This window comes from Nonomuraea sp. MTCD27 (assembly GCF_041950495.1).
GTDB lineage: Bacteria > Actinomycetota > Actinomycetes > Streptosporangiales > Streptosporangiaceae > Nonomuraea.
Genome location: NZ_JBGNUW010000002.1, coordinates 249,841 through 276,248, shown reverse-complemented (window position 1 = coordinate 276,248; position 26,408 = coordinate 249,841). Strand labels below are relative to the sequence as shown.

29 protein-coding genes are annotated in these 26,408 nt (G+C 71.3%); 11 read left to right on the top strand and 18 right to left on the bottom strand.

The annotated features are described in order from the left end of the window. Positions 1-12 precede the first annotated feature (12 nt). From ACBJ59_RS05785 to ACBJ59_RS05775, 3 genes are read right to left on the bottom strand one after another with little or no spacing between them, the layout of a single operon-like run. Positions 13-426 (bottom strand): cytochrome c oxidase subunit 4, encoded by a 414-nt coding sequence (locus ACBJ59_RS05785; protein WP_364113469.1) that lies wholly within the window; start codon positions 424-426, stop codon positions 13-15. Then, on the bottom strand, positions 426-2,090 hold the full coding sequence (gene ctaD, locus ACBJ59_RS05780; protein WP_364113471.1) for a cytochrome c oxidase subunit I: 1,665 nt from the start codon (positions 2,088-2,090) through the stop codon (positions 426-428). The genes ACBJ59_RS05785 and ctaD overlap by 1 nt, the downstream gene beginning before the upstream one ends. Continuing rightward, positions 2,087-2,749: a cytochrome c oxidase subunit II gene (locus tag ACBJ59_RS05775; RefSeq protein WP_375109124.1), complete on the bottom strand. Its 663-nt coding sequence runs from the start codon at positions 2,747-2,749 to the stop codon at positions 2,087-2,089. The genes ctaD and ACBJ59_RS05775 overlap by 4 nt, the downstream gene beginning before the upstream one ends. Before the next feature lie 322 nt (positions 2,750-3,071). Between ACBJ59_RS05775 and ACBJ59_RS05770 the strand changes: the two genes are divergently transcribed. The 3 genes from ACBJ59_RS05770 (at position 3,072) to ACBJ59_RS05760 (ending at position 4,977) form a co-directional block, all read left to right on the top strand. Further along, positions 3,072-4,214, top strand: coding sequence for a cysteine desulfurase family protein (locus ACBJ59_RS05770; RefSeq protein ID WP_375109123.1), 1,143 nt, complete (start codon positions 3,072-3,074; stop codon positions 4,212-4,214). Further along, positions 4,211-4,456 (top strand): sulfurtransferase TusA family protein, encoded by a 246-nt coding sequence (locus ACBJ59_RS05765; protein ID WP_043638353.1) that lies wholly within the window; start codon positions 4,211-4,213, stop codon positions 4,454-4,456. The genes ACBJ59_RS05770 and ACBJ59_RS05765 overlap by 4 nt, the downstream gene beginning before the upstream one ends. Positions 4,457-4,542: 86 nt before the next feature. Further along, positions 4,543-4,977, top strand: a complete 435-nt coding sequence (locus ACBJ59_RS05760) for a CBS domain-containing protein (RefSeq protein ID WP_375109122.1) — start codon at positions 4,543-4,545, stop codon at positions 4,975-4,977. A 24-nt stretch (positions 4,978-5,001) separates the two neighbouring features. Here ACBJ59_RS05760 and ACBJ59_RS05755 read toward each other — a convergent pair whose 3' ends face one another. Both ACBJ59_RS05755 and erpA read right to left on the bottom strand, forming a co-directional pair. Next, entirely contained in the window at positions 5,002-5,988 is a 987-nt protein-coding gene (locus ACBJ59_RS05755; RefSeq protein WP_375109121.1) for a carbohydrate kinase family protein, read from the bottom strand. A 107-nt stretch (positions 5,989-6,095) separates the two neighbouring features. Further along, on the bottom strand, positions 6,096-6,449 hold the full coding sequence (gene erpA / locus ACBJ59_RS05750; protein WP_090930529.1) for an iron-sulfur cluster insertion protein ErpA: 354 nt from the start codon (positions 6,447-6,449) through the stop codon (positions 6,096-6,098). Between the two features lie 169 nt (positions 6,450-6,618). Here erpA and nadA point away from each other — a divergent pair, with 169 nt between their 5' ends. Next, the gene (nadA, locus tag ACBJ59_RS05745; RefSeq protein ID WP_375109120.1) at positions 6,619-7,776 is read left to right on the top strand and encodes a quinolinate synthase NadA; all 1,158 of its coding nucleotides are present in this window, start codon (positions 6,619-6,621) and stop codon (positions 7,774-7,776) included. A gap of 68 nt (positions 7,777-7,844) precedes the next feature. On the opposite strand, the gene ACBJ59_RS05740 is transcribed toward nadA, so the two are convergent. The 7 genes from ACBJ59_RS05740 to ACBJ59_RS05710 form a co-directional block, all read right to left on the bottom strand. Continuing rightward, positions 7,845-8,711 (bottom strand): alpha/beta fold hydrolase, encoded by an 867-nt coding sequence (locus tag ACBJ59_RS05740; protein WP_375109119.1) that lies wholly within the window; start codon positions 8,709-8,711, stop codon positions 7,845-7,847. A 351-nt stretch (positions 8,712-9,062) separates the two neighbouring features. Then, a complete protein-coding gene (locus tag ACBJ59_RS05735; RefSeq protein WP_375109118.1) occupies positions 9,063-9,665 on the bottom strand; it encodes an SIMPL domain-containing protein in 603 nt (200 codons plus the stop codon). Positions 9,666-9,844: 179 nt separating this feature from the next. Then, positions 9,845-11,308 carry an alpha/beta fold hydrolase gene (locus ACBJ59_RS05730; RefSeq protein WP_375109117.1) on the bottom strand — a complete coding sequence of 488 codons (1,464 nt, stop codon included), beginning with the start codon at positions 11,306-11,308 and terminating at the stop codon, positions 9,845-9,847. Positions 11,309-11,355: 47 nt separating this feature from the next. Then, positions 11,356-11,913: a hypothetical protein gene (locus tag ACBJ59_RS05725; protein ID WP_364113491.1), complete on the bottom strand. Its 558-nt coding sequence runs from the start codon at positions 11,911-11,913 to the stop codon at positions 11,356-11,358. 2 nt (positions 11,914-11,915) lie between these two features. Next, a complete protein-coding gene (htpX, locus tag ACBJ59_RS05720; protein ID WP_375109116.1) occupies positions 11,916-12,815 on the bottom strand; it encodes a zinc metalloprotease HtpX in 900 nt (299 codons plus the stop codon). A 4-nt stretch (positions 12,816-12,819) separates the two neighbouring features. After that, a complete protein-coding gene (locus ACBJ59_RS05715) occupies positions 12,820-13,098 on the bottom strand; it encodes a hypothetical protein (RefSeq protein WP_132519798.1) in 279 nt (92 codons plus the stop codon). After that, positions 13,095-13,913 (bottom strand): PspA/IM30 family protein, encoded by an 819-nt coding sequence (locus tag ACBJ59_RS05710; protein WP_364113495.1) that lies wholly within the window; start codon positions 13,911-13,913, stop codon positions 13,095-13,097. The genes ACBJ59_RS05715 and ACBJ59_RS05710 overlap by 4 nt, the downstream gene beginning before the upstream one ends. Positions 13,914-14,066: 153 nt before the next feature. Between ACBJ59_RS05710 and ACBJ59_RS05705 the strand changes: the two genes are divergently transcribed. Beyond that, positions 14,067-14,651 carry a DUF3043 domain-containing protein gene (locus ACBJ59_RS05705; RefSeq protein ID WP_364113497.1) on the top strand — a complete coding sequence of 195 codons (585 nt, stop codon included), beginning with the start codon at positions 14,067-14,069 and terminating at the stop codon, positions 14,649-14,651. Between the two features lie 31 nt (positions 14,652-14,682). On the opposite strand, the gene ACBJ59_RS05700 is transcribed toward ACBJ59_RS05705, so the two are convergent. Beyond that, positions 14,683-15,690 (bottom strand): SMI1/KNR4 family protein, encoded by a 1,008-nt coding sequence (locus ACBJ59_RS05700; protein WP_375109115.1) that lies wholly within the window; start codon positions 15,688-15,690, stop codon positions 14,683-14,685. A 57-nt stretch (positions 15,691-15,747) separates the two neighbouring features. Between ACBJ59_RS05700 and ACBJ59_RS05695 the strand changes: the two genes are divergently transcribed. Further along, on the top strand, positions 15,748-16,746 hold the full coding sequence (locus ACBJ59_RS05695; protein WP_375109114.1) for an aldo/keto reductase family protein: 999 nt from the start codon (positions 15,748-15,750) through the stop codon (positions 16,744-16,746). A 66-nt stretch (positions 16,747-16,812) separates the two neighbouring features. Here ACBJ59_RS05695 and ACBJ59_RS05690 read toward each other — a convergent pair whose 3' ends face one another. Further along, positions 16,813-17,019, bottom strand: a complete 207-nt coding sequence (locus tag ACBJ59_RS05690; RefSeq protein ID WP_138693754.1) for a hypothetical protein — start codon at positions 17,017-17,019, stop codon at positions 16,813-16,815. Positions 17,020-17,101: 82 nt separating this feature from the next. On the opposite strand from ACBJ59_RS05690, the gene ACBJ59_RS05685 reads away from it, so the two are divergent. Next, entirely contained in the window at positions 17,102-17,797 is a 696-nt protein-coding gene (locus ACBJ59_RS05685; protein ID WP_375109113.1) for an SCO2322 family protein, read from the top strand. A gap of 445 nt (positions 17,798-18,242) precedes the next feature. Continuing rightward, entirely contained in the window at positions 18,243-19,325 is a 1,083-nt protein-coding gene (locus ACBJ59_RS05680) for a bifunctional adenosylcobinamide kinase/adenosylcobinamide-phosphate guanylyltransferase (RefSeq protein ID WP_375109112.1), read from the top strand. Between the two features lie 41 nt (positions 19,326-19,366). On the opposite strand, the gene ACBJ59_RS05675 is transcribed toward ACBJ59_RS05680, so the two are convergent. Next, the gene (locus tag ACBJ59_RS05675) at positions 19,367-20,167 is read right to left on the bottom strand and encodes an ABC transporter ATP-binding protein (protein WP_375109111.1); all 801 of its coding nucleotides are present in this window, start codon (positions 20,165-20,167) and stop codon (positions 19,367-19,369) included. A 34-nt stretch (positions 20,168-20,201) separates the two neighbouring features. Between ACBJ59_RS05675 and ACBJ59_RS05670 the strand changes: the two genes are divergently transcribed. Continuing rightward, positions 20,202-21,140, top strand: coding sequence for an adenosylcobinamide-GDP ribazoletransferase (locus ACBJ59_RS05670; RefSeq protein WP_375109110.1), 939 nt, complete (start codon positions 20,202-20,204; stop codon positions 21,138-21,140). A gap of 45 nt (positions 21,141-21,185) precedes the next feature. Here the strand turns inward: ACBJ59_RS05670 and ACBJ59_RS05665 are convergent, their stop codons facing one another. The 3 genes from ACBJ59_RS05665 to ACBJ59_RS05655 are packed head-to-tail and all read right to left on the bottom strand — an operon-like array spanning position 21,186 to position 23,406. Continuing rightward, entirely contained in the window at positions 21,186-22,097 is a 912-nt protein-coding gene (locus tag ACBJ59_RS05665; RefSeq protein ID WP_375109109.1) for a lysostaphin resistance A-like protein, read from the bottom strand. Next, entirely contained in the window at positions 22,094-23,062 is a 969-nt protein-coding gene (locus ACBJ59_RS05660) for a hypothetical protein (RefSeq protein ID WP_375109108.1), read from the bottom strand. The genes ACBJ59_RS05665 and ACBJ59_RS05660 overlap by 4 nt, the downstream gene beginning before the upstream one ends. Further along, entirely contained in the window at positions 23,059-23,406 is a 348-nt protein-coding gene (locus tag ACBJ59_RS05655; protein ID WP_375109107.1) for a GntR family transcriptional regulator, read from the bottom strand. Before ACBJ59_RS05655 ends, ACBJ59_RS05660 begins: the two co-directional genes overlap by 4 nt. 105 nt (positions 23,407-23,511) lie before the next feature. Here ACBJ59_RS05655 and ACBJ59_RS05650 point away from each other — a divergent pair, with 105 nt between their 5' ends. Continuing rightward, on the top strand, positions 23,512-24,972 hold the full coding sequence (locus ACBJ59_RS05650) for a leucyl aminopeptidase (protein ID WP_375109106.1): 1,461 nt from the start codon (positions 23,512-23,514) through the stop codon (positions 24,970-24,972). Positions 24,973-25,023: 51 nt separating this feature from the next. Next, positions 25,024-26,388 (top strand): dihydrolipoyl dehydrogenase, encoded by a 1,365-nt coding sequence (lpdA, locus tag ACBJ59_RS05645; protein WP_364113519.1) that lies wholly within the window; start codon positions 25,024-25,026, stop codon positions 26,386-26,388. The last annotated feature ends 20 nt before the right edge of the window (positions 26,389-26,408 follow it).

Genomic DNA, 26,408 nt, shown 5'->3' with positions numbered 1-26,408 from the left:
CAGGTGTGGGGCTCAGTGCGAGAAGTGACCCCGGTAGTACTGGAACACGAACCCGATCATGGCCATGATGATCAGGAACACACCGATCAGGAACATCCAGAAGCCGATCACGAACCCGGCGAAGGCGAAGGCCGCCGCCAGGCACAGGAACAGCGGCCACCAGCTGCTCGGGCTGAAGAACCCGATCTCGCCCGCGCCGTCGCTGATCTCGGCCTGCTTGTTGTCCTCCGGCTGCGCGCCGATGCGCCGCGCCGTGAACATCAGGTAGTAGCCCACCATGAACGCGAACCCGACCGAGATGGCCATGGCCGTGGTGCCGACCGGCTCACCCTGACCCGTCGCCGCCTTGGTCCAGAACCAGTAGGCGATGTCGACGCCGGCGAAGAACACGCCGCACAGCAGGAACAGCCAACCCTGGACCTTCATCAGGCCTCAACCTCCTGGGCGGACTTGGCGGAGACATGCGGATAGTGCAGGTCGAACGCGGGACGCTCCGACCGGATCCGCGGCAGCGAGGTGAAGTTGTGCCGCGGCGGCGGGCAGGAGGTCGCCCATTCGAGCGAGCCGCCGTAACCCCACGGGTCGTCCACGGTGACCTTGGGCGCGCTGCGCCAGGTCTTCCAGACGTTGTAGAAGAACGGCAGCGTCGAGGCGCCCAGGATGAACGCGCCCACCGACGAGAGCAGGTTGAGGTCGGTGAAGCCGTCGGCCGCGCTGTAGTCGGCGTAACGGCGCGGGAAGCCCGCCATGCCGAGCCAGTGCTGCACGAGGAACGTGGTGTGGAAGCCGATGAACAGCAGCCAGAAGTGCAGCTTGCCCAGCTTGTCGTCGAGCATCTTGCCGGTGAACTTGGGCCACCAGAAGTAGAAGCCCGCGAACATGGCGAACACGACGGTGCCGAAGACCACGTAGTGGAAGTGGGCCACGACGAAGTAGGTGTCGCTGATGTGGAAGTCGAGCGGCGGCGAGGCCAGGATGACACCCGTCAGACCGCCCAGCAGGAACGTGATCAGGAAGCCGACCGAGAACAACATCGGCGACTCGAAGCTCAGGTGCCCGCGCCACATCGTGCCGATCCAGTTGAAGAACTTCACGCCCGTCGGCACCGCGATGAGGAACGTCATGAACGAGAAGAACGGCAGCAGCACCTGCCCGGTCGGGAACATGTGGTGCGCCCAGACCGTGATGGACAGACCGGCGATCGAGATCGTGGCGCCGATGAGGCTGATGTAACCGAAGATCGGCTTGCGGCTGAAGACCGGGATGATCTCGGTGATGATCCCGAAGAACGGCAGCGCGATGATGTAGACCTCTGGATGGCCGAAGAACCAGAACAGGTGCTGCCAGAGCAGCGCGCCGCCGTTCTCGGAGGCGAAGATCTGGGTGCCCAGCTTGCGGTCGGCCTCCAGGGCCAGCAGCGCGGCGGCCAGCACGGGGAAGGCCATCAGCACGAGCATGCTGGTCAGCAGGATGTTCCAGGTGAACATCGGCATGCGGAACATGGTCATGCCCGGAGCGCGCATGCAGATGATCGTGGTGATGAAGTTGACCGCGCCGAGGATCGTACCGAGGCCCGACAGCGCCAGACCCATGATCCACAGGTCGCCGCCGATGCCCGGCGAGTTGATCGCGTTGGACAGCGGCGTGTACGCGAACCAGCCGAACGAGGCCGCGCCGCCCGGGGTGAAGAAGCCCGACACGGCGATGATGCTGCCGAACAGGTAGAGCCAGTAGCTGACCATGTTCAGGCGGGGGAAGGCCACGTCGGGGGCGCCGATCTGCAGCGGCATCAGCTCGTTGGCGAAGCCGGCGAACAGCGGCGTCGCGAACATCAGCAGCATGATCGTGCCGTGCATGGTGAACAGCTGGTTGAACTGCTCGTTGCTGGTGAACTGCAGCCCCGGCTGCGCCAGCTCGGCCCGCATGATCAGCGCCATGATGCCGCCGATCAGGAAGAAGGCGAACGACGTGATCAGGTACATGTGCCCGATGATCTTGTGATCAGTCGAGGACAACCACTTGGCGATGATCTGGCCCTTGGTGACGGGCCGGACCGTCGTGGTCCTGAGTGGCTCTTGGATGGCGGTCACTGGGCACTCCCCGCCTGGTGCGTCGCGATGTACTGGTCGAACTCTTGCTGTGAAACGAGCTTCACGGAGAACAGCATCCGGCTGTGGTCGACACCGCACAGCTCGGCGCAGCGGCCGGCGTAGGTGCCCGGCTTGTTCAGCGTGGTGATCTGGAACTTGCGGCCCGGGTTGCCCTCGGGGATGCCGGGGATGACGTCACGCTTGAACAGGAACTCCGGCACCCAGAACGAGTGGATGACGTCGTCGGTCGACAGATCGAACTCGACCTTCTTGTTCACCGGCAGGACCAGCTGGGGGCCCTGCTTGTAGTCGCTCACCGGAGTGCCGGCGACGGGCTGCAGCGTCTTCCCGTCGGTGGTCGTGGTGAAGCGCCAGCTCCACTGGAACGCCTCGACCTTGACCTTGACGGTCGCGTCGCCGTCCACCTTGGAGAGCACCTCGCTGTCACGGGCGGTGAAGTAGAAGAACACCGACACCATGACGAGCGGGATCAAGGTGTAGAGCATCTCGATCGGCAGGTTGTAGCGCACCTGCGGCGGGAGCTCGGCCTTGGCCCTGCGCTTGCGGTGGAACACGGCCGCCCACAGGATCAGGGCGATGACGACAGCGCCCGTGGCGAGTGCGGCGATCCAGGCCCCGTTCCACAGACTCTGGACCACGCCACCCTGCTCGGTGATGTGGTCGGGAAGAAGGCCGCGAGACCAGTCGGCCTCGGGGACGTCATTAGCACACGCCGTAGCAGTGGCCAGCAGCAACGCCAAAGCGGCGGCGCGCGGCACCCTGCGCCGGGCCAACGAACGCCGCGTCGTACGGCGAGTCGGACTCACGGATCGCCTACCCCACAGATGAAGCCCAAGAGTCTCTCCCTTGGGCGCTCGTATTTCTGTTTTCTGTATCAAGCACAGACTGACAAGCAGACACATTAGCGTGCAGGGGCCTCGCCCTACCGCGCGACCCCTCGATGGCGCCGGAAGTGGGACGATGAGTCTCGTGGCGTATTTCGACGCGGCTTCGAGCGAGCCGCTCCACCCCCAGGCACGCGAGGCGCTGCTGGCGGCGGTCGACGCCGGCTGGGCCGATCCCGCGAGACTCTACGGCCAGGCCCGCCGCGCGCACCTGCTGCTGGAACAGGCCCGCACGGAGGTGGCCGAGGCGCTCGGCGCGCGCCCCGACGAGGTGTCGTTCACCTCTTCGGGCACGCAGGCCGTGCATCTCGGCGTGCTCGGCACCCTACACGGCAGACGCAGGGCCGGACGCCACCTGGTGACCAGCGCGGTCGAGCACTCCAGCGTGCTGCACGCGGGCGCCGTCCACGAGCGCGAGGGCGGCACGGTCGAGACGGTGGGCGTGGGCCTGACCGGGCGCGTGGATCCCGATCGGTTCGCCGAGGCGGTCGCGCGGCCCGGCACGGCGCTGGCGTGCCTGCAGACGGCCAACCACGAGGTCGGCACGCTGCAGCCGGTCGCGGAGGCCGCCGCGGCCTGCCGGGCGCACGGCGTTCCGCTGCTGGTGGACGCGGCGCAGACGGCCGGCCGGATGCCGGTGCCGCCCGGCTGGTCGGTGCTGACGGCCAGCGCCCACAAATGGGGCGGACCGGCCGGTGTGGGCGTGCTGGTGGTGCGCAAGGGCACCCGGTTCCGCTCCTACCTGCCGGAGGACGAGCGGGAGCGGGGGCGGGTGCCGGGCTTCGAGAACGTGCCGGGCGTCGTCGCGGCGGCCGCGGCCCTGCGCGCGATGGCCGCGGAGGCCGAGCGGGAGCAGGCGAGGCTTTCCGGGCTCGTCGCCAGGATCAGGGAGACGGTCCCGAAGCTCGTCCCCGACGTGGAGGTCATCGGCGACCCCGTTGACCGGGCGCCGCACATCGTGACGTTTTCGTGCCTGTACGTTGACGGCGAGGCGCTGCTGACCGAGCTCGACAAGGCGGGATTCGCCGTATCGTCCGGAAGTTCGTGCACCGCTAGTACGCTTCGTCCATCGCACGTCCTGGAAGCGATGGGCGTGCTGACGCATGGGAATGTCAGGGTGTCGCTGCCCATGGGCGCCGCGGCGGACGAGGTCGACAGGTTCCTCGCCGTGCTGCCCGATCTGGTCCGCCGCATCCGTCAGGACGCAGGAGTCGCATGACCGAGGTTACTCAGCCGGCTTTGACGATCGACGCGCTCGGGAAGAAGTGCCCGATCCCGATCATCATGCTCGCCGAGCAGATCAACTACGTCCCTCTGAACGCCGTCGTGGCCGTGCTGGCCGACGATCCGGCGGCCTATACGGACGTGCCGGCGTGGTGCAGGCTGAAGTCTCATCGCCACGTCGGGTCGTACGAGCTGCCCGAGGGCGGCTGGGCGATCCACGTCAGGCGCAACTACTGATTTTCCGGCCCGTCCAAAATTCCCGATTCAGCTCCGCACACCGGGTAGGGGCTTTCCGTACGAGTCATCGACCTCAGGGGAAAGCCATGATCAGCGGACATCCGCACGAAACCGCCCGCGATGTCATGAGCGCGGGGGCGGAGTGCATCAGCGCGCACGAGACCCTCGACCGGGCGGCGCAGATGATGCGCAGGAGCAACGTGGGAGCGCTGCCCGTGTGCGGGCCCGACGACCGCGTGACCGGCATCATCACCGACCGCGACATCGTGATCAAGTGTGTCGCGGCCGGCCACGACCCGGCGCAGGTGACGGCCGGGGATCTGGCGATCGGGCTGGTATGGGTGCCGTCGGACGCCACCGTGGAGGACGCCCTGGCGCGCATGGAGGAGCACCAGATCAAGCGGCTTCCGGTGATGGACGAGGGCCGCATCGTCGGCATGATCAGCGAGGCCGACCTGGCCAGGCACCTGCCCGACGACCAGCTCGCCGAGTTCGTCCACCGCGTCTACGCCATGCGCTGACCTCCGGACGCGGCGTTTCAGGGCTCAGGGGTGGTAGCAGCGGACGTGCTCGGCGATCTCGGCGGCCGCCTCGGCGCCGTACGCGGCACTGAACCGCTCGAGGAAGGACGTCTGGCCGAGCTCGTACTCCTGGCCGCCCACGCGCTCGAGCACGTGCGTGGCGGTGAGGTTGCCGATCTGCCCGCACCGCTCCAGGGGCAGGCCCCAGGCCACACCGGACAGGAAGCCGGCGCGGAAGGCGTCACCGACGCCGGTGGGGTCGGCCTTGCCCCGCTCGGGCGCCGGGGCGACCTGGATGGACGGCTCGCCCTGGCGGTCGATGACGGCGCCCTTGGGGCCGAGCGTGGTGATCCGGACGCCGACCCGGCCGAGGATCTCCTCGTGGGACCAGCCGGTCTTCTGCTCGATCAGGCCCTTCTCGTAGTCGTTCGAGAACAGGTAGGCGGCGCCGTCGACGAGCTGGCGGATCTGCTCGTCCTCCATGCGGGCGAGCTGCTGGGAGATGTCCGCGGCGAACGGGATGCCGCGCTGGCGGCACTCGTCGGAGTGGCGCAGCATCGCGTCGGGGTCGTTGGGGCTGATCAGCACCAGGTCGAGCCCGCCCACACGGTCGGCGACGGGCTGCAGCTCGATGAGCCGCGCCTCGGCCATGGCGCCGGTGTAGAACGAGGCGATCTGGTTGTGGTGCTCGTCGGTGGTGCACAGGAAGCGGGCGGTGTGCTGGGTCTCCGAGATGTGCACGGAGCCGCAGTCGACGCCGTGGCGCTCCAGCCACGAGCGATAGTCGGCGAAGTCGTTGCCGACCGCGCCCACGAGTATCGGCTTGAGGCCGAGGCAGCCCATCCCGAAGGCGATGTTCGCGGCGCAGCCGCCGCGACGGATCTGGAGGTCATCGACCAGGAACGACAGTGACACCCGGTCGAGCTGCTCGGCGATGAGCTGATCGCCGAAGCTTCCAGGGAAGGTCATCAGGTGGTCTGTCGCGATGGAGCCGGTTACGGCGATGCGCACGGGGTTCTTCTTCCTCGTTGTCAGCAGGCCAATGGGCCCCACGAGGATACGCGAAGGTCCCGCACGCACAAAGGCGAGCGGGACCTGGCGACCACCGGCGACCCGGACTAGTTGAACGAGTCACCACAGGCGCACGAGCCCGTGGCGTTGGGGTTGTCGATGGTGAAGCCCTGCTTCTCGATCGTGTCGACGAAGTCGATCGAGGCACCCATGAGGTAAGGGGCGCTCATCCGGTCGGTGACCACACTCACGCCGCCGAAGTCCGACACGACGTCGCCGTCCATCGACCGGTCATCGAAGAAGAGCTGATAGCGCAGGCCGGAGCAACCTCCCGGCTGCACGGCGACCCGCAGCTGCAGACCCTCCTCGCCCTGCTGCTCCAGCAGGCTCTTGACCTTCGCGGCGGCCGCGTCAGTCAGGATCAGGCCCTGCGTCGTGGTCTCGCTGCTCTCAACCGTCATCTGCTGACTCCCTAACCCGGCTGTCTGTTTCCGACGTCCTACTAATGACGCTACCAACACCAGCGCGATGCCACACATTCCCGGGGTCCCCTCCTCTGGAACAACCCCCGGAATAACCACGTACGCCCATGTGTCATGATGAGTATCGTCACAACGACGATAAGGGGGTATGGCCATGGCCACCCAGACTGGGCTGCCGCTCTTCGTCCTCGGCCGGAACGCCGATCCGCACAGCGAGAAGGGGGTCGACTGCCCCGGCGAGCTGCCGCCGGCCTCCGACCCCGGCCTGGTGGAACGTGCCCGCAAGGCCAAGGAGGCGCTCGGCGACCGCCTGTTCGTGCTCGGTCATCACTACCAGCGCGACGAGGTCATCCAGTTCGCCGACGTGACGGGCGACTCGTTCAAGCTCGCCCAGCAGGCGGCCGCGCGGCCCGGGGCGGAGTTCATCGTCTTCTGCGGCGTGCACTTCATGGCCGAGTCGGCGGACATCCTGACCGGCGACGCCCAGAAGGTCGTCCTTCCCGACCTGGCGGCCGGGTGTTCGATGGCGGACATGGCCACGTTCGACCAGGTCGAGGAGTGCTGGGAGGCCCTGGAGGACGCCGGGCTGGCCGATCAGGTGATCCCGGTCACGTACATGAACTCCAGCGCCGACATCAAGGCGTTCTGCGGCCGGAACGGCGGCGCCGTGTGCACCTCCTCCAACGCCCGCCGCGCCCTGGACTGGGCGTTCGAGCAGGGCCAGAAGGTGCTCTTCCTGCCCGACCAGCACCTGGGCCGCAACACGGCGGTGCTGGAGATGGGCATGTCGCTGGAGGACTGCGTGGTGTGGAACCCGCACCGCCCCAACGGCGGCCTGACCCAGGAGGAGCTGGAGCGCGCCAGGATGATCCTGTGGCGCGGCCACTGCTCGGTGCACGGCCGCTTCACCGCCGAGTCCGTGGACGACGTACGCGAGCGCATCCCGGGCGTGAACGTCCTCGTGCACCCGGAGTGCCGCCACGAGGTCGTGCTCAAGGCCGACCACGTGGGCTCCACGGAGCACATCATCAAGACCCTGCAAGCGGCCCCCGCGGGTTCGAGCTGGGCGATCGGCACGGAGCTGAACCTGGTCAAGCGCCTGGCGCAGACCTTCCCGGACAAGAACATCTCGTTCCTCGACCGTACGGTCTGCTACTGCTCGACGATGAACCGGATCGACCTGCCGCACCTGGTGTGGGCGCTGGAGTCGCTGGTGCTGGGCGAGGTCGTCAACCAGATCACGGTGGACGAGGACACCACCCACTGGGCCAAGGTCGCCCTGGACCGCATGCTGGCCCTGCCTTAAGCCCTGCCCTGAGCTCTGCCTGAGCTCTGCCTGAGCTCTGCCTGAGCCCTGCCCTGAGCCCTGGCCGGTCAGCCCCGCGGTGCTTGTGTCGCGGGGCTGACCTGCGCCAGGAACGCGCTGACGGCCTCACGGAAGCCGTCCGGGTCCTCGGTCCAGGGCAGGTGCCCGGCGCCCGCCAGGACCACCCTGGTCACGCGCGGCAGGGCCCGCTCCAGCGAGTCGACCGCCCAGCGGGGCCGGATGTCGCGGTCGCCGTCCACGATCAGCACGGGCACCTCCAGCGTCGCGCACCGCGCCCGCAGCTCGGGGGAGCCCCATTCGCGGGCGTTCTCAGCGTTGATCGCGGCGTTGCACGCGAAGTTGACGCCCAGCCACGGGGTGGCCATGCGCTCGGCCTGTTCCAGCGCCCGGTCGCCGGTGAAGTCCGCCGACCACTGCAGCACGGAGAGCTCCCGGTCCTCGGCGGGCGTGCGCTCGCGGTTCTTGAGCTCCGCCCACCGCTCCAGGTGATCGCCCAGCCTGGCGCGCAGGTCACGAGAGTAGTCGTCGTGCCAGGGGGCGTCCGGGTCGATGCCGGTGCCGGCGACGTACACCAGGCCGCGTACGCGCCGGGGGTGGTCGAGCGCGTAGCGCAGGGCGAGCTGGGCGCCCCAGGAGTGGCCGAGCAGCACCATGCCGTCCAGCCCGAAATGACGCCGCACCGCGTCGAGGTCGGCGACCGACCGGCCCACCGAGTACGGCCCGCACCGCTGCGACCGCCCGCACCCCCGCTGGTCCCACCGATGCACGGCGGCGCCTCCGGCCAGCAGCGCGGCCACGTCATCCAGCGTGTCCCACAGCCCCGGTCCTCCGTGACAGAACACCACAGGGACACCCTGACCGGCCCGGCACGCCCACAACCGCACGCCGTCCTCGGTCACCACCGTCTCATCCACGCAGACCAGTCTGTCCCCCGCTGATCACCGAAGCCAAGCCCTCCCGCCGCGGTCGCACCACGCGCCTCTTGCCGTCTGCCCCACCCGGCCCCGGGCGCACCCGGGGCGCCCGCGACCGCTTCCCCGCGCCCGAGCGCGCCCCGCAGCCCCCCAGCGCCGCGAACCAGCGACCGCCCCTCACTTCGGCGGGGGTCCTTTGGGGAGGAAAGGACGCCGCGAGGGTCGCGTGGCAGGCTCGGGCGCACGGCGGGGAGGACGTGCGGGCAAAACGGCGGGGTGCGGACGTACCGGCGGGACGGCGAGAAGGGGACGTGCGGGCGGGACGACGGGGAGGGGGCGTGCGGGGCCGGGCTAGGCGAAGTCGTAGCCCAGGCGCACCCGGACCGTGAGCGCCTGCCGACCGGGCTGGACCGAGTTCCCGGACTCGGCGGCCATCAGGCTCGCGCGCATCGGCACCGGCGGCCCGAACCCGTGCTCCTCGGTCACCGACACCACCCGCCCCAGCGGCCGCCCGGCCAGCTCGGCGTACTGGGCCGCCTTGGCCGCGGCGTCCCTGAACGCCCTGACCCTGGCCTCGGCCTGGGCCGCCGCCTGGTCCGACAGCTCGAAGGCCACGCCGTTGAGCCTGGCCTCCTCCCCCACCCCGGCCACGGCGTCGATGACGCGGTCGGCCTGGCTCACGTCGCGGACCACGACCTCGACCCCCTGCGCCGCGCGGTAGGCGGCCACCTTGGGATAGGCCTCGTACTCGGGCCCCAGGGACAGCTCCACCGTGGTCACGTCCCGCGGCTCGATCCCCGCCTGGCCGAGCACCTGGGAGAGCCGGGCCGCGGCGGCACGTACGGCGGCGAACGACTCCGCGGCGGAGGCCCGGCGGACCTCGACGCCCGCGTGCAGCCGCAGGGTGTCGGGCTCGGCCAGGACGACGCCCTCGCCGGTCACGGTGATGTCCATGGCGCGTCCCCTCCGGTGGGTTCCCCTTGATCCTAGAACGTGCCGCCCGCGCCGCAAGGACCTACGGGGAGGCCCCGCCGAAGCGGAAGCCCATCCGGTCGAACTCGGCCTTCCCTGGCGCGGTCGCCGGCACCCTGCTGACCTGCCCGGCCAGGTCGACCACGACGGTGCCGCACGCGTTACGCCAAGGCCGACACCGCGTCGGCGACGGCCTGCGGGGCCCGGAGCGGGATCTGGCGCCCGGACCCCGGCAGGCGTACGTGCTCGGCGCCGAGCTCGTCCGCCAGCCGCTCCAGGCAGCCGTCCCCCCGCTCACCGGTCCGGCCCGCGCTGATCACGGTGACCGGCACGTCCGGGAACGGCTTCTCGGCCCGCAGCCGGTGCAGGTCGGCGGCCATGTCGCGGCGGGCCAGCCACTCCCCGGCCATCGCGGCGGGCACCTTGCCCATGCTGTAGACACCCGACGGGTCCGGCAGCCCGGTGAGCAGCCGGTGCGCGGCCGGCCCGGTCAGGCGGGCCAGGAAGGTCGCCCCCCACGTGCCGCCCAGCGCGGGCAGCCACCTGCCGGCGGCACCGGCGAACGGCAGCGGCCGACGCCCGCCCGCGCAGGCCGGGTCCACGAGGACGAGCCTGGCCAGGCACAGCGGGTGCAGCCGGGCGAACGCCTCCGCGTGCCAGCAGGCCACGCCGTGGGCGACGACGGTGACCTGCTCGGGGTGGGAGGGGGACAGCGCGGCCAGGCGGGCGACCTCGGCGTACAGGGTGGGCGGGGCGGGCGAGCGCGGGCTGAGGCCGAGCCCGGGGCGGTCGAAGCGGATGACCCGGCGGCTCCCGGCGAGCCGGTCGGCCACCGCGTCCCAGTGGAACCAGGCGCCCCCGTGCCCGGCCGTGATCAGCACCGCCGGCCCGTCGCCGGCCACGACGACGTGCGGTTTCCCGTAGCCGGCCGTCTGGTCGGCCGTCCCGGGCAGGACCCTGGCGCCGCCCACGCCGCCCATCCGGCCGGGCGCGACCCTCGGCTCCGCCTCGGCGTCCGGGTCGTCCCAGTCGGAGACGAGCAGGTGGAGCGCCACGTACACCAGCCAGACGGCGACCATCGTGAGCTGGGCGCGATGAGCCAGGCCCACCCCGTGCCCGGCGGCCAGCGCGACGGCGGTGAGCAGCGTGGCCGCCAGGCCGAGCCAGGTGAACAGCCACGACACCCACGACCGCCAGCGGGCGCTGAGCAGCACCATGGCGGCCAGCACGGCCACCGCGCCGAGCACCCCCGCCAGCGCGTGGACCAGGTGCCCGGACGACGTCTCCCGCCGCGCGCAGAGCGGATCGCTGAGCGCGGCGCAGTCCAGGGGGAACACCGCGGCCACGAAGGTCAGCAGCCCGAACGCGGCCAGCGCCAGCCAGCCCGGCCACTCGCGCGCCACCCTCGGCACGAGCGCCACGCCGAGCGCGCACGCCAGCCCAGACAGCGCGTCGCTGACCCGGAACAGGCGCGTCCACGGCTGGTCACGGGCGGCCAGCTCGCTGACGTAGCCGTCGGTCCTGTCCACCGCCGGCGTGGTGAACTGGCCGGTGATCCAGGCGCTGCCCAGAACCGCCGCCACGATGAACGCGCAAGCGGCGAGCACGAACAACCTTCGCTCCACGTGATCATTAGATCACTAGGGGCGATCATCGCCTATGAGCGCCCCGGTCAGAGCCCGGGAGCCCCCCAGACGGGGAACCAGCGGCTGAGATCCTTCTCCAGCGGCAGCTCGCCCTCCAGGGCGCCCCGGGCCTGCAGCTCGAGCGCGTTGTCGCGCCTCTGTCCTGGCATGGGGGCGAACGGGTAGAAGGTGCCGCGTTTGTACAGGTAGACCACGGCCAGCCGTCCTTCGTTCGGCCCCGTGAAGGACACCAGCGAGCACAGCAGCGAGGGCCCGAACCCGGCTCCCTCCAGCGAGGAGTTGACCGCGTGCAGCTCGGTGACCAGGTCGCTGAGCGCGTCGGGCGAGCGGCGCACCAGGAGCCAGGTGTAGCCGTAGCCGTCGTCGGACTCCTCGACGCGCTCGCCGAGCAGCGCTTTGACGTCGCGTTCGAGCGTGGCGAAGGCGCCGCCCTCGGCGGCCCTGAACGCCACGGAGCCGAGACCGGTGGGGACGAGCCCGGTCGCGGCCTGCAGCGTCACGGCCGCCGACGGCAGCGCGAACAACGCGTCGAGGTTGGGCTGCACCGGCTTCGACCTGCCGAGCAGCGCGTCGAGCCAGCCCATCGTCAGCCCCTTCCGAGTTGCCGCGAGATGTTCGCCAGCTGCTCCAGCCGCCGATCCAGCGACGGATGGGTGGAGAACAGGTTCGCCAGCGACTGCCCCCCGGCCAGCGCCGGGGCGAAGTAGAAGGCGTTGAACGGCTCCGCCTCGCGCAGGTCGCGGGTCGGGATCCTGGCCATGTCGCCGGTCACCTTGGTCAGCGCGCTGGCCAGGGCCGAGGGGCGCTGCGTGAGCAGGGCACCCGCCCGGTCGGCGGCCAGCTCCCGGTAGCGCGACAGGGCGCGGGTGAGCAGGAAGCTGACGGCGTACACGAGGACGGAGACCAGCAGGACGATCGCGCCGATCGGCACGCCGCCCTGGCCGCCGTTGCGGCGGCCGCCCAGCCCCGAGTAGAGCGCGAACCTGGTCATCAGCCCCGCCACGATCCCCAGGAACGAGGCGATCGTCATGACGGCCACGTCGCGGTGGGCGACGTGGGAGAGCTCGTGGGCGATCACGCCCTCGAGCTCCTGTGGCTCCAGGCGGCGCAGGATGCCGGTCGTCACGCAGACGACGGCCCGCTTCTGGTTGCGGCCGGTGGCGAACGCGTTGGGGACGTCGGAATCCGCGATCGCCACCCGTGGCTTGGGCATGTCGGCCATGGCGCACAACCGGTCGATCAGGCCGTGCAGCTCAGGGGCCTCCTGTGGGGAGACCTCCCGCCCGTGCATCGCGAACAGCGCGATGCGGTCGGACAGGAAGTACTGCACCAGCAGCAGGCCGCCTGCCAGCACCAGCACGGTCAGCGCCCGAACGCCCAGGGCGATCAGGACGCCGACGAACACCACGTAGAGGAGGCCGAGCAGGAACATCGTCACGACCATGCGGCTGGTCAGGCCGCGGTCGGACGCGAACCGCGTGCTCACGGGCTCAGCCCGGGATGAGGCCTTGGTCGCCCAGCATCTCCCGGACCTCCTCGATCGAGGCGTCCGCGGGGGGAAGGATCAGCTCTGACGGCTCAAGGCTGTCGTCGGGGAGCGCCTTGCCCACGTGGCGCACCTTGTCGAGCAACGCGTGCAGCTTGACGCGGAACGACTTTTCGTCGCCCGCGTCGATGGCCGCCTCGAGCTCGGTGTCCAGCTCGTTGAGGACCGAGATGTCGTCGGCGGAGATCTCCACCTGACCCTCGCCCATGATCCTGACAATCATGCGCCCTCCCCTGGCTGGCGCAGCTGCTGGGTGCCCCCCTGCTGCTGCGGCTGAGCCTGCGGCTGGGCCTGCTGCTGCGGCTGGCCCTGCTCGATGGCGCCCTTCGGCGCCGGACCCTGGCCCAGCTCGGCCTTCATCCTGGCCAGCTCCAGCTCGACGTCCATGCCGCCGCCCATGCGGTCGAGCTCGGCCTGGATGTCGTCGCCGCGGGTGCCGCTGTAGTCGTCGAGCGCGCCGCTGGCCAGCAGCTCGTCGATGGCGCCGGCACGGGCCTGCATCTGCGCCGTCTTGTCCTCGGCGCGCTGGATCGCCAGGCCGACGTCGCCCATCTCCTCGGAGATGCCGGAGAACGCCTCGTTGATGCGCGTCTGCGCCTCGGCGGCGGTGTAGGTCGCCTTGATGGTCTCCTTCTTCGTGCGGAAGGAGTCGACCTTGGCCTGCAGCCGCTGGGAAGCCGTGGTCAGCTTCTCCTCCTCGGCCTGCAGGTTGTCGTGCTGGACCTTGAGGTCGGCCATCTGCGTCTGCAGGTTCGAGCGGCGCTGGAGCGCCTCACGGGCCAGATCCTCACGTCCCACGGACAGCGCCTTGCGGCCCTGCTCCTCATAGCGCCGGGCCTGGTTCTCCAAGCCGGTTATCTGGAGCTCCACCCTCTTGCGAGAGGTGGCGACGTCGGCCACCCCCCTGCGCACCTTCTGCAGCAGCTCGAGCTGCCGCTGATAGGAGTAGTCAAGGGTCTCGCGCGGATCCTCCATCTTGTCCAGGGCCTTGTTGGCCTTGGACTTGAAGATCATCGAAAGTCTCTTCATCACGCTCATGCGCGTCGGCCGTCCCCTTCTAGGTCGTGCTGGTGTCAATCCCAATGCAGCGCAGCCGCCTTGGGATTACCCTACGCATAACGCACGGGGGCGTCACTAAGTTGCAGTCCAGGTAGGGTTGACGTCGTGTTGCGACGCCGTTCCCAGACCTCCGTGGACGACACCCCCGTCCCCGTTGACGATCCTAAGCCCCAGGGTAAAGGTCGTCCCACACCCAAGCGCCGGGATGCCGAAGGCAAACGACGCCAGTACGTCTCCGCGCCGAAGGACCGTAAAGAGGCCTATCGGCAGATGCGGGCGAAGCAGAACGCCGAGCGCCAGCGTGCCCGCGAGGGCATGCTCGCAGGTGACGAGCGGTATTTTCCCGTTCGTGACAAGGGCCCCGCGCGCAAGTTCGCGCGTGACTGGGTCGACTCGCGGCGGCTGCCGAGCCAGTATTTCCTGCCGTTCTCGCTACTGATCCTGCTGGCCACGTGGATTCCCTGGCCGATGGCGATCCGGGCCCAGGTGCTCGGCTACGTCGTCACGATCGGCTGGCCGATCATGATGATCGGCGTGGTCGTCACCTCGGTCTACGTGGCCTGGAAGGTGAAGAAGCTGGTGGCCGAGAAGCTGCCCGGCGAGAGCGTCAAGGGCGTGGGCTTCTACGCGGCGATGCGGGCGCTGCAGATCCGCAAGCTCCGCTTCCCGCCGCCCGCGGTCCTGCCCGGCGGAAAGCCGGTGCCGCCCAAGCGGTGACCTCCCCGGCCGGCGCGGCTCGCCACCGCTCTCACGACCGCTCCCAGCGCAGCACCCCGCGCTCCACCACGGGCCGCCGGCCCTCGACCGGGGTGCCGTGCTCCAGCGCGTCGGCCACGGCCCGCATGAGCGCGTAGTAGGACGGCATCCGGGGTGCCATGCCGCTGGACGAGTCGTCCCAGCCCACGGCACCTCCCACGGAGTCGACCACGGCGTAGGCCATGACGTCCGCACTGCGCCCCGGGTAGTACAGGAACGGGATCATCCGCCCGTTCCAGTACTCGACGGTCGGGTCGGGGCCGCGGTCGGTGCGTCCCCAGGAGCACAGCGCGCGCCAGGAGTCCCTGATCCGGCGCGTGCTGAGATTGACCGCGCCGTCGGGCCAGGAACCGAACCCGAACGCCCGCTTCCCGCTCGCACCGTTGTGGCGCAGCAGGGAGGCCCGCAGGTCGTCGGGGAAGTCCACACCCATCTGCGACTCGGCGACGGCGATCGTGCGCGCCTTGCCGGGCCCTCCCAGCGTCCGGTACGTGCGGGGCGCGTTCGCCTTCAGCCACCGCTCGACGCGCCTCCACTGCCGGTCCACGGCCCGCTTCACCCGCGGGTCGATCGGCCGCACGGTCACCGGGCGCGGCGCGGGCGAGCAACTCGGGTCGGGGATCTCGCTCGGCGCCGGGGTCGGCTCGGGAGTCGGCACCGGAGACGTCACGGGGGACGTCACAAGGGACGGCACGGGGGACGGCGCCGCGGGTGGGGCGCCGTGCTCGACCGCCGCCAGGGCCTCCGGCCGCAGTTCGCCGGCCTGCCGGTCCGCCCCGGCGGCCCGCTCGTGGGCGGGCACCAGCGCGGCCACCAGGGTGAGCGCCACGAGCACCGCGATCAACACCCAGGCTGCGACCATCCTCATGGACCGGGCCGGACGGGGGCCCGGCGCCGGGGGCGCGGGCTGCCTGGCGGGCATGCGGGCGCGACGGCGCAGCCTGACCGCGATCGCGGTCAGGATGGCCGCCGTCAGCGCCAGCCGTACGAGCTTCAGCACGTCGCGCACCCTATCCCGAAACGGATCACCCCATGCGTCGGGATTAAGGTCGGATGCATGGAATTCCGACACCTCGGTCGTAGCGGTCTCATCGTCAGTGAGATCAGCTACGGCAACTGGCTCACCCACGGCTCCCAGGTCGAGGAGGACGCCGCCAAGCAGTGTGTGCAGGCGGCACTCGACGAGGGCATCACCACGTTCGACACCGCTGACGTCTATGCGGGCACGAAGGCCGAGGAGGTGCTCGGCCGGGCGCTGAAGGGCGTGCGCAGGGAGTCGCTGGAGATCTTCACCAAGGTCTACTGGCCGACCGGTCCCGGCAAGAACGACCGCGGTCTGTCGCGCAAGCACATCACCGAGTCGATCAACGCCTCGCTGCGCCGCCTGCAGACCGACTATGTGGACCTCTACCAGGCGCACCGCTTCGACAACGAGACCCCGCTCGAGGAGACCCTCAAGACCTTCGACGACCTCGTACGCCAGGGCAAGGTCCTCTACGTCGGCGTCAGCGAGTGGAACGCCGACCAGATCGCCCGCGCTCTGAAGATCGCCGACGAGATGGGCTTCGACCGGATCGTGTCGAACCAGCCTCAGTACTCGATGTTGTGGCGCGTGATCGAGTCCGAGGTCGTCCCGTTGAGCGAGAAGGAGGGCGTGGGCCAGATCGTCTGGTCGCCCATCGGCCAGGGGGTGCTGACCGGCAAGTACGTGCCCGGCCAGCAGCCGCCGGAGGGCTCGCGGGCGACCGACAAGAGCGGCAGCGCCATGATCGCCCGGTTCATGAACGACGACGTGCTCGCCCGCGTACAGGAGCTCAAGCCGATCGCCGCCGACCTCGGGCTCAGCATGGCGCAGCTGGCGATCGCCTGGGTGCTGCAGAACCCGAACGTCTCCAGCGCCATCGTCGGGGCCACCCGGCCCGAGCAGGTCCGCGACAACGTGAAGGCGGCGGGCGTCAAGCTCGATGCCGACGTGATGAAGCGGATCGACGACGTGCTCGGGTCCGTCGTGGAGCGCGACCCGTCCAAGACCATGAGCCCGAGCACCCGCCCATAACCCCATCAACAACAAAAACCCCTTGAGCCGCAGCAGCGCTCAAGGGGTTTTTCAGTTATCCGGCACTCACTCCGGACGCAATGACAATCCCGCGTATTCCACGCGGTCCTCATCTAGCAAAGCGACCTGCTCAACACCGGATTCCAGCAGGTCACGCCAGTTTTCCCCGAGCCAGGACTCCGCGTCGGCCTGGCTCGGAAAAACCTCTCGCGGCAAAGGGCGATCTGTTACCTCACCACCATTTGCATTTTCATAACGCCACCGCCATGTCATGCCATACGCTCCTTTTCCGCGGGTTCGCCGGCGCACCCTCCGCAGGCACTGGAACCCTACTCCCGAGCTTGGAGGTCAATCGATGCTGCGCGCATGTCGTGTTGCGGCCGGGGTCGCCCTCGGGGCGGCCGCCTTCCTCTCTCTCCCCCATTCCGCCCTCGCCTCACCCTCCATCGCACCCGGCGAACCGGCGCCCGGGGCGGCCGATCCGCACGCCCCGCGGTCGTGGAGCGCGTGGCGCAGCGACGGGACGGCGTGGCTGTCCACCGCGCCGGGCGACACCCCGGAGGGCGGCTCGGTCATCGGCTGGCGCTTCTCGGTGGCGCCGGACGGCGCGGCGGGCGAGTCGCCGGGCGGGGACCTGCCGTCGTTCGAGGCGGTGTGCGGCAAGGAGACCGCGGCCGCCGGGCACAAGCGGGTGGTGGTGGCGGTGGACTTCGGCGACGGGGACGCCGACCCGTACCCCGGGGAGCAGCCGCCCGCTCAGGGGGTGCTGAAGTGCGTGGCGGGCGCCGAGGACGCCACCACGGCCCAGCTCCTCGCGTCGGCCGCCAGCGTACGCGTGGACGCCCAGGGCGGCGTGGTGTCCGTGGACGGCTACCCGGCCCGGCCGCAGACCGGCACGGACCTCCCGGCCCCGGCCGTAACCCCGGACGGCGGGGGCGGGCCGCCGATCATGCTGCTCGCGGGCGGGGCCGGCGCCCTGGCCCTGCTCGGCGCCGGCGCCGTCCTCGCCACCCGCCGCCGCACCCGCCCCACCACCCCAGCCAACCGCTGACCCCCGCCCCCGCGCACCACGACCCACCGCGCCGGCCTGGCACGTGGGCGGTGAGGCGGCGAGCGTGCCGCCCGTTGGCCACCGCCCGGCCCGGCCTGACGCACGGCCTCGTCCGTCAGCGGCCCGCCCGGCTGACGCCCCATGGGACCCGCGCGGGGGACGGCCCAAGGGCTCACCCGTCCGCACGGCTGACGTCTCACTGGGAATCGCCAGTCCGCCCCGCCCAACGCACGGCCGGAAGCCGCTCGCGCAAGACGACGCAGGACACCCTCGGCCAGGCTGCCGGCGCCTGGGGACGGCCGGGCGTCGCGGAGGCCGTGGAGGGGCTCTGCTGTGCGTGGGACCGGCGCAGGGCCGTGAGGGCCTCCTGCGCGTCCGGGCGGGCCTGAGGGGCGGTGGAGGGCCGGGTGGGGTGGGTCGCCGCCGAGTTTGTACGCTCGGCGCGGTGAAGGTCCTTCTCACCGGCACCGGGGGCGGCGCGGGCTGGCCGGAGCCCGGCTGCCGGTGCGCCTCGTGCGCCGGCCTGCCGCCCGGCCATCGCCGCCCGTTCGGCCTCGTCGTGGACGGCGTGGTCCCGTTCCCCTTCGTGAGCCTGCCGCGCGGGTACCGTGCCTGCGCCGACGGCCTGGGGCTGGTTTGCCCGGACGGCTCGCGGCTTCTCTGCCTGCCCCAGGGGCGGCCCGTGCCGCCGGACGGGCCCGCCAGGTACGACGTGGTGCTCATCGACCTGCTCGACCGGCCGGAGCGTCTCGGGGAGCTGCGGCGGGCGGGGCTGGCGGACGGCGCGACCCTGGTGGTGGCCGTGGGGCTGGATCACCGGATCCGGTCGGAGGAGGAGCTGGCCAGGCGGCTGCGGCTCTGGGGAGCGCTCGCCGTCCCCGACGGCACCGAGCTGGAGACCGGCACTGAGCGGACCCCGCAGGTTCCGCGGGAGAGCGCGACGCAGCTCCCGCAGGAGAAGGCGAAGCAGCCTTCGCAGGAGGGCGCGACGCGGGTTCCGCCGGCGCAGCGTGGCGGACGGGTGCTGCTGCTGGGCGGGTCCAGATCCGGGAAGTCGGCCGAGGCGGAGTTGCGGCTGGCGGCGGAGCCGCACGTGACCTACGTGGCCACCGGGCCCGGCGGCGCGGGCGACGGCGAGTGGGCGGCGCGGGTGCGGGCGCACCGGGAGCGGCGGCCCGCGCACTGGGTCACCGCCGAGACGACCGACCTGGCCGGGACGATCCGCACGGCCACCACGCCGCTGCTGATCGACGGGCTGGGGACCTGGCTGGCGGCGGTGTTCGACGAGCACGGCGCCTGGGAGGGCGATCGCGCGCCCGTCACGGCACGCTGCGACGAGCTGGTGGCAGTGTGGCGGCAGGCGTCACAGCCGATCGTGGCGGTGTCCGACGAGGTGGGGATGGGCGTGGTGCCCGCCACGGCGAGCGGGCGGGCGTTCAGGGACGCGCTCGGGCGGCTCAACGAACGGCTGGCCGCCGAGTCGGAGTATGTGGCGCTGGTGGTCGCCGGGCGCCTGCTGGAGCTGTGACCAGGGAGTCACCGGGCGCCTGCTGGAGCTGTGACCGGAGGTTACCGGCGGGCCGCTCTGGCGTACCAGCGGCCTTCCACGCGGTCCACGTTCAGGGAGCGGCCGAAGCAGTCGCTCAGGCGGGCCGAGGTGAGCACGTCCGCCACCGGGCCGGCGGCCAGCACCCTGGCGTCGCGCATGAGCATGGCGTGCGTGGTCGTGGCGGGCACCTCCTCCACGTGGTGCGTCACCGTCACGGTCGTGAGCACGGGCCTGGTGGTGGCGAGGTCCTCGACGGCGGTGATGAGGTCCTCGCGCGCGGGCAGGTCGAGCCCCGCGAACGGCTCGTCGAGCAGCAGCACCGCCGGGTCCGCCATGAGCGCCCTGGCCACCCGGATCCGGGCCCGCTCCCCCTGCGAGCAGACGCGGAACTTCCGGTCCGCCAGGTCCTTGCAGCCCAGGTCGGCCAGCAGCCGGTGGGCCCGCTCGCGCTCGGCGTCGCCGTACTTGTCCCACAGCGGAGCGCTCGTCCCCGTGTGCCCGGTCAGCACCACGGTGTGCGCGGTCGCGCCCTCCTCCTCCATCAGCTCCTCGTCGATCAGGTGCTGGCTGTCGGCGACCAGGCCGATGTGGCGGCGCAGCTCCCGCACGTCGACCCGGCCGAGCCGGTGGCCGAGCACCCTGACCGCTCCTTCGCTGGGGTGCCGTACGGCGGCCGCCAGCGACAGCAGGGTCGTCTTGCCCGCGCCGTTGGGCCCGAGGATCACCCAGTGGTCGCCGTAGTCCACCTGCCAATCGACGCCGTCCAGCAGCGATTTGCCGACAACCCGGACACCTACGCCTTCCAGTTCAACCACGTGCATCCCGCCACACTAGTGGGCCCTAGGATCGTCCGTTATGCGACTGATGGACGGGCTGAGGTTCGCTGTGGGCACGCTCTGCGCCTTCCCCGTTCGCGTCGAACGAGTGGATCGGCAGGTGGCGGGGCAGGCGATGGTGCTGGCCCCGGCCGTCGGGCTGGCGCTCGGCCTGGTCGCCGCGCTGCCGCTGCTGCTGCCCGCGCCGCCCCTGCTGGGAGCGGTGCTGGCGCTCGGGCTGCTGGCCCTGCTGACCCGCGGGCTGCATCTCGACGGGCTGGCCGATCTCGCGGACGGCCTGGGCAGCGGCAAGCCGCCGCCCCAGGCGCTCGACATCATGAAAAAGTCGGACATCGGGCCGTTCGGCGTGATGACGCTGGCGCTCACGCTGATCGTGCAGGTCGTGGCGCTCGCCGACGCGGGGTTCTGGGCGCTCGTGACGGCCTGCGTGGCGGGGCGGCTGGCGCTGACGTGGGCCTGCCGGTCCGGCGTGCCCGCCGCCCGCCCCGACGGGCTGGGCGCGATGGTCGCGGGCACGGTACGCCGTCCCGCCGCCTGGCTCGCCACCCTGGCCGCGCTGCTCGCCACAGCCGTGATCGGCCTGCTCCCCGCCCCCGGCACGGACCTGTGGGCCTGGGGCGGCGACGACTCCGCCGGCTGGGGCCGCGAGCTGTCCGTCACCTACGCCGAGCCCTTTCTCGCCGGCGCGTGCCCGCAGGCGGACGAGCCCGGCCTGCGCTACTACGACATGGATTCCGAGTACCCGATGGGCATGCTGTCGGCGAGCGTCGAGTGCGAAGCGGCGGCGTTCACGGGCCTGCTGGTGGCGCCGGTCGCGCTGCTGGCCGGGCTCGGCGCCGCGCTGCTGCTGCTCCGGCACGCCAGGCGCCGCCTCGGCGGGATCACCGGGGACGTGCTCGGCGCGCTCGTGGAGACCGCCGCGGCCGCCACGCTGGTGGTGTACGCGATCCTCTGCTGAGCCTCGCGGACGCGGCGGCCGGGGGCGCGGGCTCCGGCCGGGCGATCAGGCCACCGGTTCGGCGGACTCGGCCGGTCGGGGCTGCTGCGGGCGTACCGGGTAGAAGCGGAGCACGACCGCGCCCAGCACCGCCAGCAGCAGCCACCCCACCACGCCGGTGATCCCGGCCAGGAGCTCGTTCGGCGGGTCGGAGGCGTCGCCGAGCAGCAGCGCGACCGAGGCGATGGCGTTCAGCGAGGCGTGCGCCACCACCGCGGGCCACACGCTGCCCGTACGCAGCCGCAGCCACCCCAGCAGCACGCCGGCCAGTACGCAGAAGCCGATGAAGGCCAGCGCCGCCCAGGAGCCGAGCCTCGGGTAGTTGTAGCCGAGCAAGGTGAGCGGGGCGTGCCAGAGGCCCCAGACGAAGCCGGAGATGAGCAGCCCGGCGAGCACACCGTTGGTGGCCACGAGCCGCGGCACCAGCCACCCCCGCCAGCCCCACTCCTCCCCCAGCGCCGGGATGCCGTTCAGCACGGGTCCCGCCGCGACGCCGATCACGATCTGAAGCAGGGCGACCGTGCCGAGGTCAGCGGGCGCCTGCACGCCGCGGGCCTCCATCGCCTCCCGGTAGATGCTGAGCCCGTCGAGGTCCAGCGAGACCAGCCCCAGGGCGGCGCTGATCCCCATGGCCACGAACACCAGCAGCGGCACGCCGAGCCAGGCGGTCAGGACGAGCAGGCCGGTGCGCCCCTTGCGCTCCCCGAGCGTGAGGCCGGTCTCCCTGGCCCACTCGCGGAACGGCGTGCGCGAGACGGCCCACACACCGAGCACGCCGACGGCCGGCGTGAACATCAACAGCGTGCCCAGCGCCTGTGTCAGCGGCGAGCTCAGCCCGCCGCCGAGCCACAGGGGCAGCGCCGCCGCCCAGGACAGCCCGAAGGCCAGGACGATGAAGACGAGCAGGGGTCTTTTCATGACTGGACACGCTCCGCGATGAGGGCGTTGATGAGGGATGCGCCGCGCTCGGCGTCGTCGACGCTGATCGCCAGCTGACCGCCCGTACGGTAGCCGAGGACCAGGCATTCGCCGCCGCGCAGCATGATGGTGGCGCTCCCGGGCACGCCGCGGAAGCCCCAACCTCCGACGTCGCCCGGCACGCGCTCCTCCCGCCAGGCCGCGGCGATCCTGGACAGCGGGATCCTGCGTCTCGGCCGGCCGAGCGGGCCGAAGCCGATCGTGACCGCGTCGTCGCCGACCATGACGGTGGCGGACGCGGTCGCCAGCCCGGCCACGAGCACGATGACGGACGCGGACAGGGCGGCGGCCGGCACGCCCGAGGGGAGCAGCCCCGAGAGGGCGAGCACGGCCAGCACCGCGGTGGCGGCCAGTGCGGCGAAGGCGATGGCCGCCAGCCACCGGTTGACGACGCGGCTGACCCAGACCGCCCGCTGCCCCGGCCTGAGCCTGAACACGGGCGGCGCCTGGCTCCCGGCGGACGGCTGGTCGGGCGCGCCCCTGACCGCGTACGCGGCCAGGGCCCCGGTGGCGGCCATGGCGGCGAGCACCGCCGGGATGTGCCAGCCCGGCAGCAGGGCCTCCCGCCAGCTGGAGGCGTCGAGGTTGACGGCCAGCGTCGAGGCGGTCGTGCCGAGCAGCAGCACGCCCAGCCCGACCAGGCAGCCCCAGCACGTCATCCGCTGCGCCCGCCGCCCCTGCGCGCGCAGGCCGAGCACGAAGAAGACCAGCCACAGCACGGCCCAGAGAACCTCGGTGGCGAGCACGTGTCCCGTCAGGGAGTTCGACCCGTCGGGCACGGCGCCCGACGTCCCCCAGTGGGTGGCGAGGGGGTCGGGCAGCCGGTCGCGCAGCATCGAGGGGGCCAGGGCGAGCGCACCGGCCACGATCAGCCACCACGCGACGGCGACCACACGGGCTCTCATGTCAGTTCCTCCAGGATGGCGATGAGGTCGTCACGGCTGTAGCCGTGCTTCTTGGCCTCCTCCAGCAGCTCGCGCGCCCGCTGGGCGAGCAGGGCGCGGCCGTCGGCGCGGCCGGCCACGCTGACGCCGCGGCCGCGCCTGAACTCCAGCAGCCCCTCCTCGCGCAGGTCACGCAGCGCGCGCAGCACGGTGTTGGGGTTGATGCCCAGCGCCTCGGCCAGGTCGCGGGCCGGCGGCAGGCGGTCGCCCGGCCGGTACGCACCCTCTCCGATGGCACGGCGGATCGCGCCCGCCACCTGCTCGTGCAGGGGCCTGGCGTCGTTGAGATCGAGCGTCAGCAACATGGTGCTAATGACACTAGCACCATTCATCGCAGAACACTGACCGATGATTGGTAGGATGAACCCCTGTTTGTGAGTACGCAGAAACCGTGGATAGCATCGGTTTACGTGACCACTGTGCGGCTGAACTCAGCAGATCCAGTCTCCATCGACACCGACGCGTTGATTGTCGGCTTCGGGCCGGGCAACACCCCCGCGTCGGGCGCCGAGTCCCTGGAAGCCGCCTTCGGCGGCAGGCTCGCCGGCTCGCTCGACGCCGTCGGGTTCTCCGGCAAGGCCGGGGAGCTGGTGAAGCTGCCGACGTTCGGCGCGATCGCGGCCCCGCTGCTGGTCGCCGTGGGCCTGGGCGACTCCCCCGACCTCGAGGGCCTGCGCCGCGCCGCCGGCGCCGCCGTGCGTTCCCTGGCCGGCACCTCCCGCGCCGCGCTCGCCCTGCCCGCGGACACCGCCGAGCAGGCCGAGGCCGTCGCGCTCGGCGGGCTGCTCGGGGCGTACGCCTTCTCCCGTTACCGCACGAACGGCGAGCAGAAGGCGCCGGTCGCCGAGCTCACGGTGGTCTCCGGCGAGTCCGGGCCCGCGGCCGAGCGGGCGAGCGTGCTGGCCGAGTCGGTCGCCCTGGTCCGCGACCTCGTCAACACGCCTCCCTCCGACCTGTGGCCGGCCAAGTTCGCCGAGCTGGCCGAGCAGGCGGGCGGCAAGGCCGGGCTGAGCGTCGAGGTGCTGGACGACAAGCAGCTCAAGGACGGCGGCTACGGCGGCATCGTCGGCGTCGGCCAGGGCTCGGCCAACCCGCCGCGCCTGGTCCGCCTGGCCTACAGCCACCCGGAGGCCGGCAAGACGCTCGCGTTCGTGGGCAAGGGCATCACGTTCGACTCGGGCGGCCTGTCGCTCAAGCCGGCGGCGTCCATGGACTGGATGAAGTCCGACATGGGCGGCGCGGCCGCCGTGCTCGGCGCGATGATCGGCATCGCCCGGCTCGGCCTTCCGGTCAACGCCGTCGGCTACCTCTGCCTGGCCGAGAACCTGCCGAGCGGCACCGCCCAGCGCCCCTCCGACGTCATCCACAGCTACAGCGGCAAGACCGTCGAGGTGCTCGACACCGACGCCGAGGGCCGCCTGGTGCTCATGGACGGCATCGCGCGCGCGGCCGAGGACGGCCCCGACGTGATCGTCGACGTCGCCACCCTCACGGGCGCCCAGATCGTCGCGCTCGGCTGGCGCACCGCCGGCATCATGGCCAACGACGACGCCGTCAGGGAGCTGGTGGTCGAGGCCGCCGCCGCCGCCGGCGAGAGCGCGTGGGGCATGCCGCTTCCGGAGGAGCTGCGCAAGGGTCTCGACTCGCCGATCGCCGACATCGCCAACCTCCACCCCGAGCGCTGGGGCGGCATGCTGGCGGCGGGAATCTTCCTGAAGGAGTTCGTGCCCGACGGGGTGCGCTGGGCCCACATCGACATGGCCGGGCCCGCCTTCAACAAGGGCGAGCCGTACGGTTACACCCCGAAGGGCGGCACCGGCGCCATCACCCGGACCCTGATCGGACTCGCAGAGCGGCACGCGAGCATCTGAAACAAATGAAAAGATGACGGCATCACGAACACCCCGACAAGGAGCACTCCTGTGGCCTATGACATCGTCGTCCTAGGGGGCGGCAGCGGCGGTTACGCCTGCGCGCTTCGGGCGGCTGAGCTGGGCAAGTCGGTCGCCCTGATCGAAAAGGACAAGATCGGCGGCACCTGCCTCCACAGGGGATGCATCCCCACGAAGGCCCTGCTGCACTCCGCCGAGGTCGCCGACGAGACCCGCGAGAGCGAGTCCTTCGGCGTCAAGGCGCGTTTCGAGGGCATCGACGTCCAGGGCGTCCACGCCTTCAAGGACAAGATCGTCACTCGCGCCTGGAAGGGCGTGCAGGGCCTGCTGAAGGGCGCGGGCGTGACGATCGTCGAGGGCGAGGGCCGCCTCGTCGGCGCCAACCGGATCCAGGTCGGCTCCGAGGTCTACGAGGGCCGCAACATCGTCCTGGCCACGGGCTCGGCCCCCAAGTCGCTGCCCGGCCTGGAGATCGACGGCGAGCGCGTCATCACCAGCGAGCACACGCTCAGGATGGACCGCGTGCCCACCTCCGTGATCGTGCTCGGCGGCGGCGTGATCGGCGTCGAGCTGGCCAGCGTCTACCGCTCGTTCGGGGCGGAGGTCACGATCGTCGAGGCGCTGCCGCACCTGCTGCCGACCGAGGAGGAGTCCAGCTCCAAGCTGCTGGAGCGGGCCTTCCGCCGCCGCGGCATCAAATACGAGCTCGGCGTCTTCTTCGACAGCGCCAAGACCACCGAGACGGGTGTGGTCGTCACGCTGGCCAACGGCAAGACCCTCGACGCCGAGCTGCTGCTCGTCGCGGTCGGCCGCGGCGCGGTGTCGGCGGGCATGGGCTTCGAGGAGCAGGGCATCGCCATCGAGCGCGGCGCGGTCGTGGTCGACGAGCACTGCCGCACGTCCGTGCCCGGCGTCTACGCCATCGGCGACCTGATCCCCACCCTGCAGCTGGCGCACGCCGGGTTCGCGGAGGGCATCATGGTGGCCGAGCACATCGCCGGTCTCAACCCGCCGCCCATCGACTACGCCGGCGTGCCGCGCATCACCTACTCCGACCCCGAGGTGGCCTCGGTCGGGATCACCTCGGCGCAGGCGGCCGAGCGCGGCATCGAGGTCGTCGAGCAGGTCTACGACCTCGCGGGCAACCCCAAGAGCCAGATCCTCGGCACCTCGGGCGCCGTGAAGGTCATCGCCCAGAAGGACGGCCCCGTCGTCGGTGTCCACATGGTGGGCAGGCGCATCGGGGAGCTCGTCACCGAAGGCCAGCTGATCTACAACTGGGAGGCGCTGCCCGCAGAGGTCGCCCAGCTCATCCACGCACACCCGACGCAGTCCGAGGCAGTCGGTGAGGCGATGCTGGCCCTGGCCGGCAAGCCGCTGCACGTACACAACTAGTCCAGCCCTCGAGATCAGAA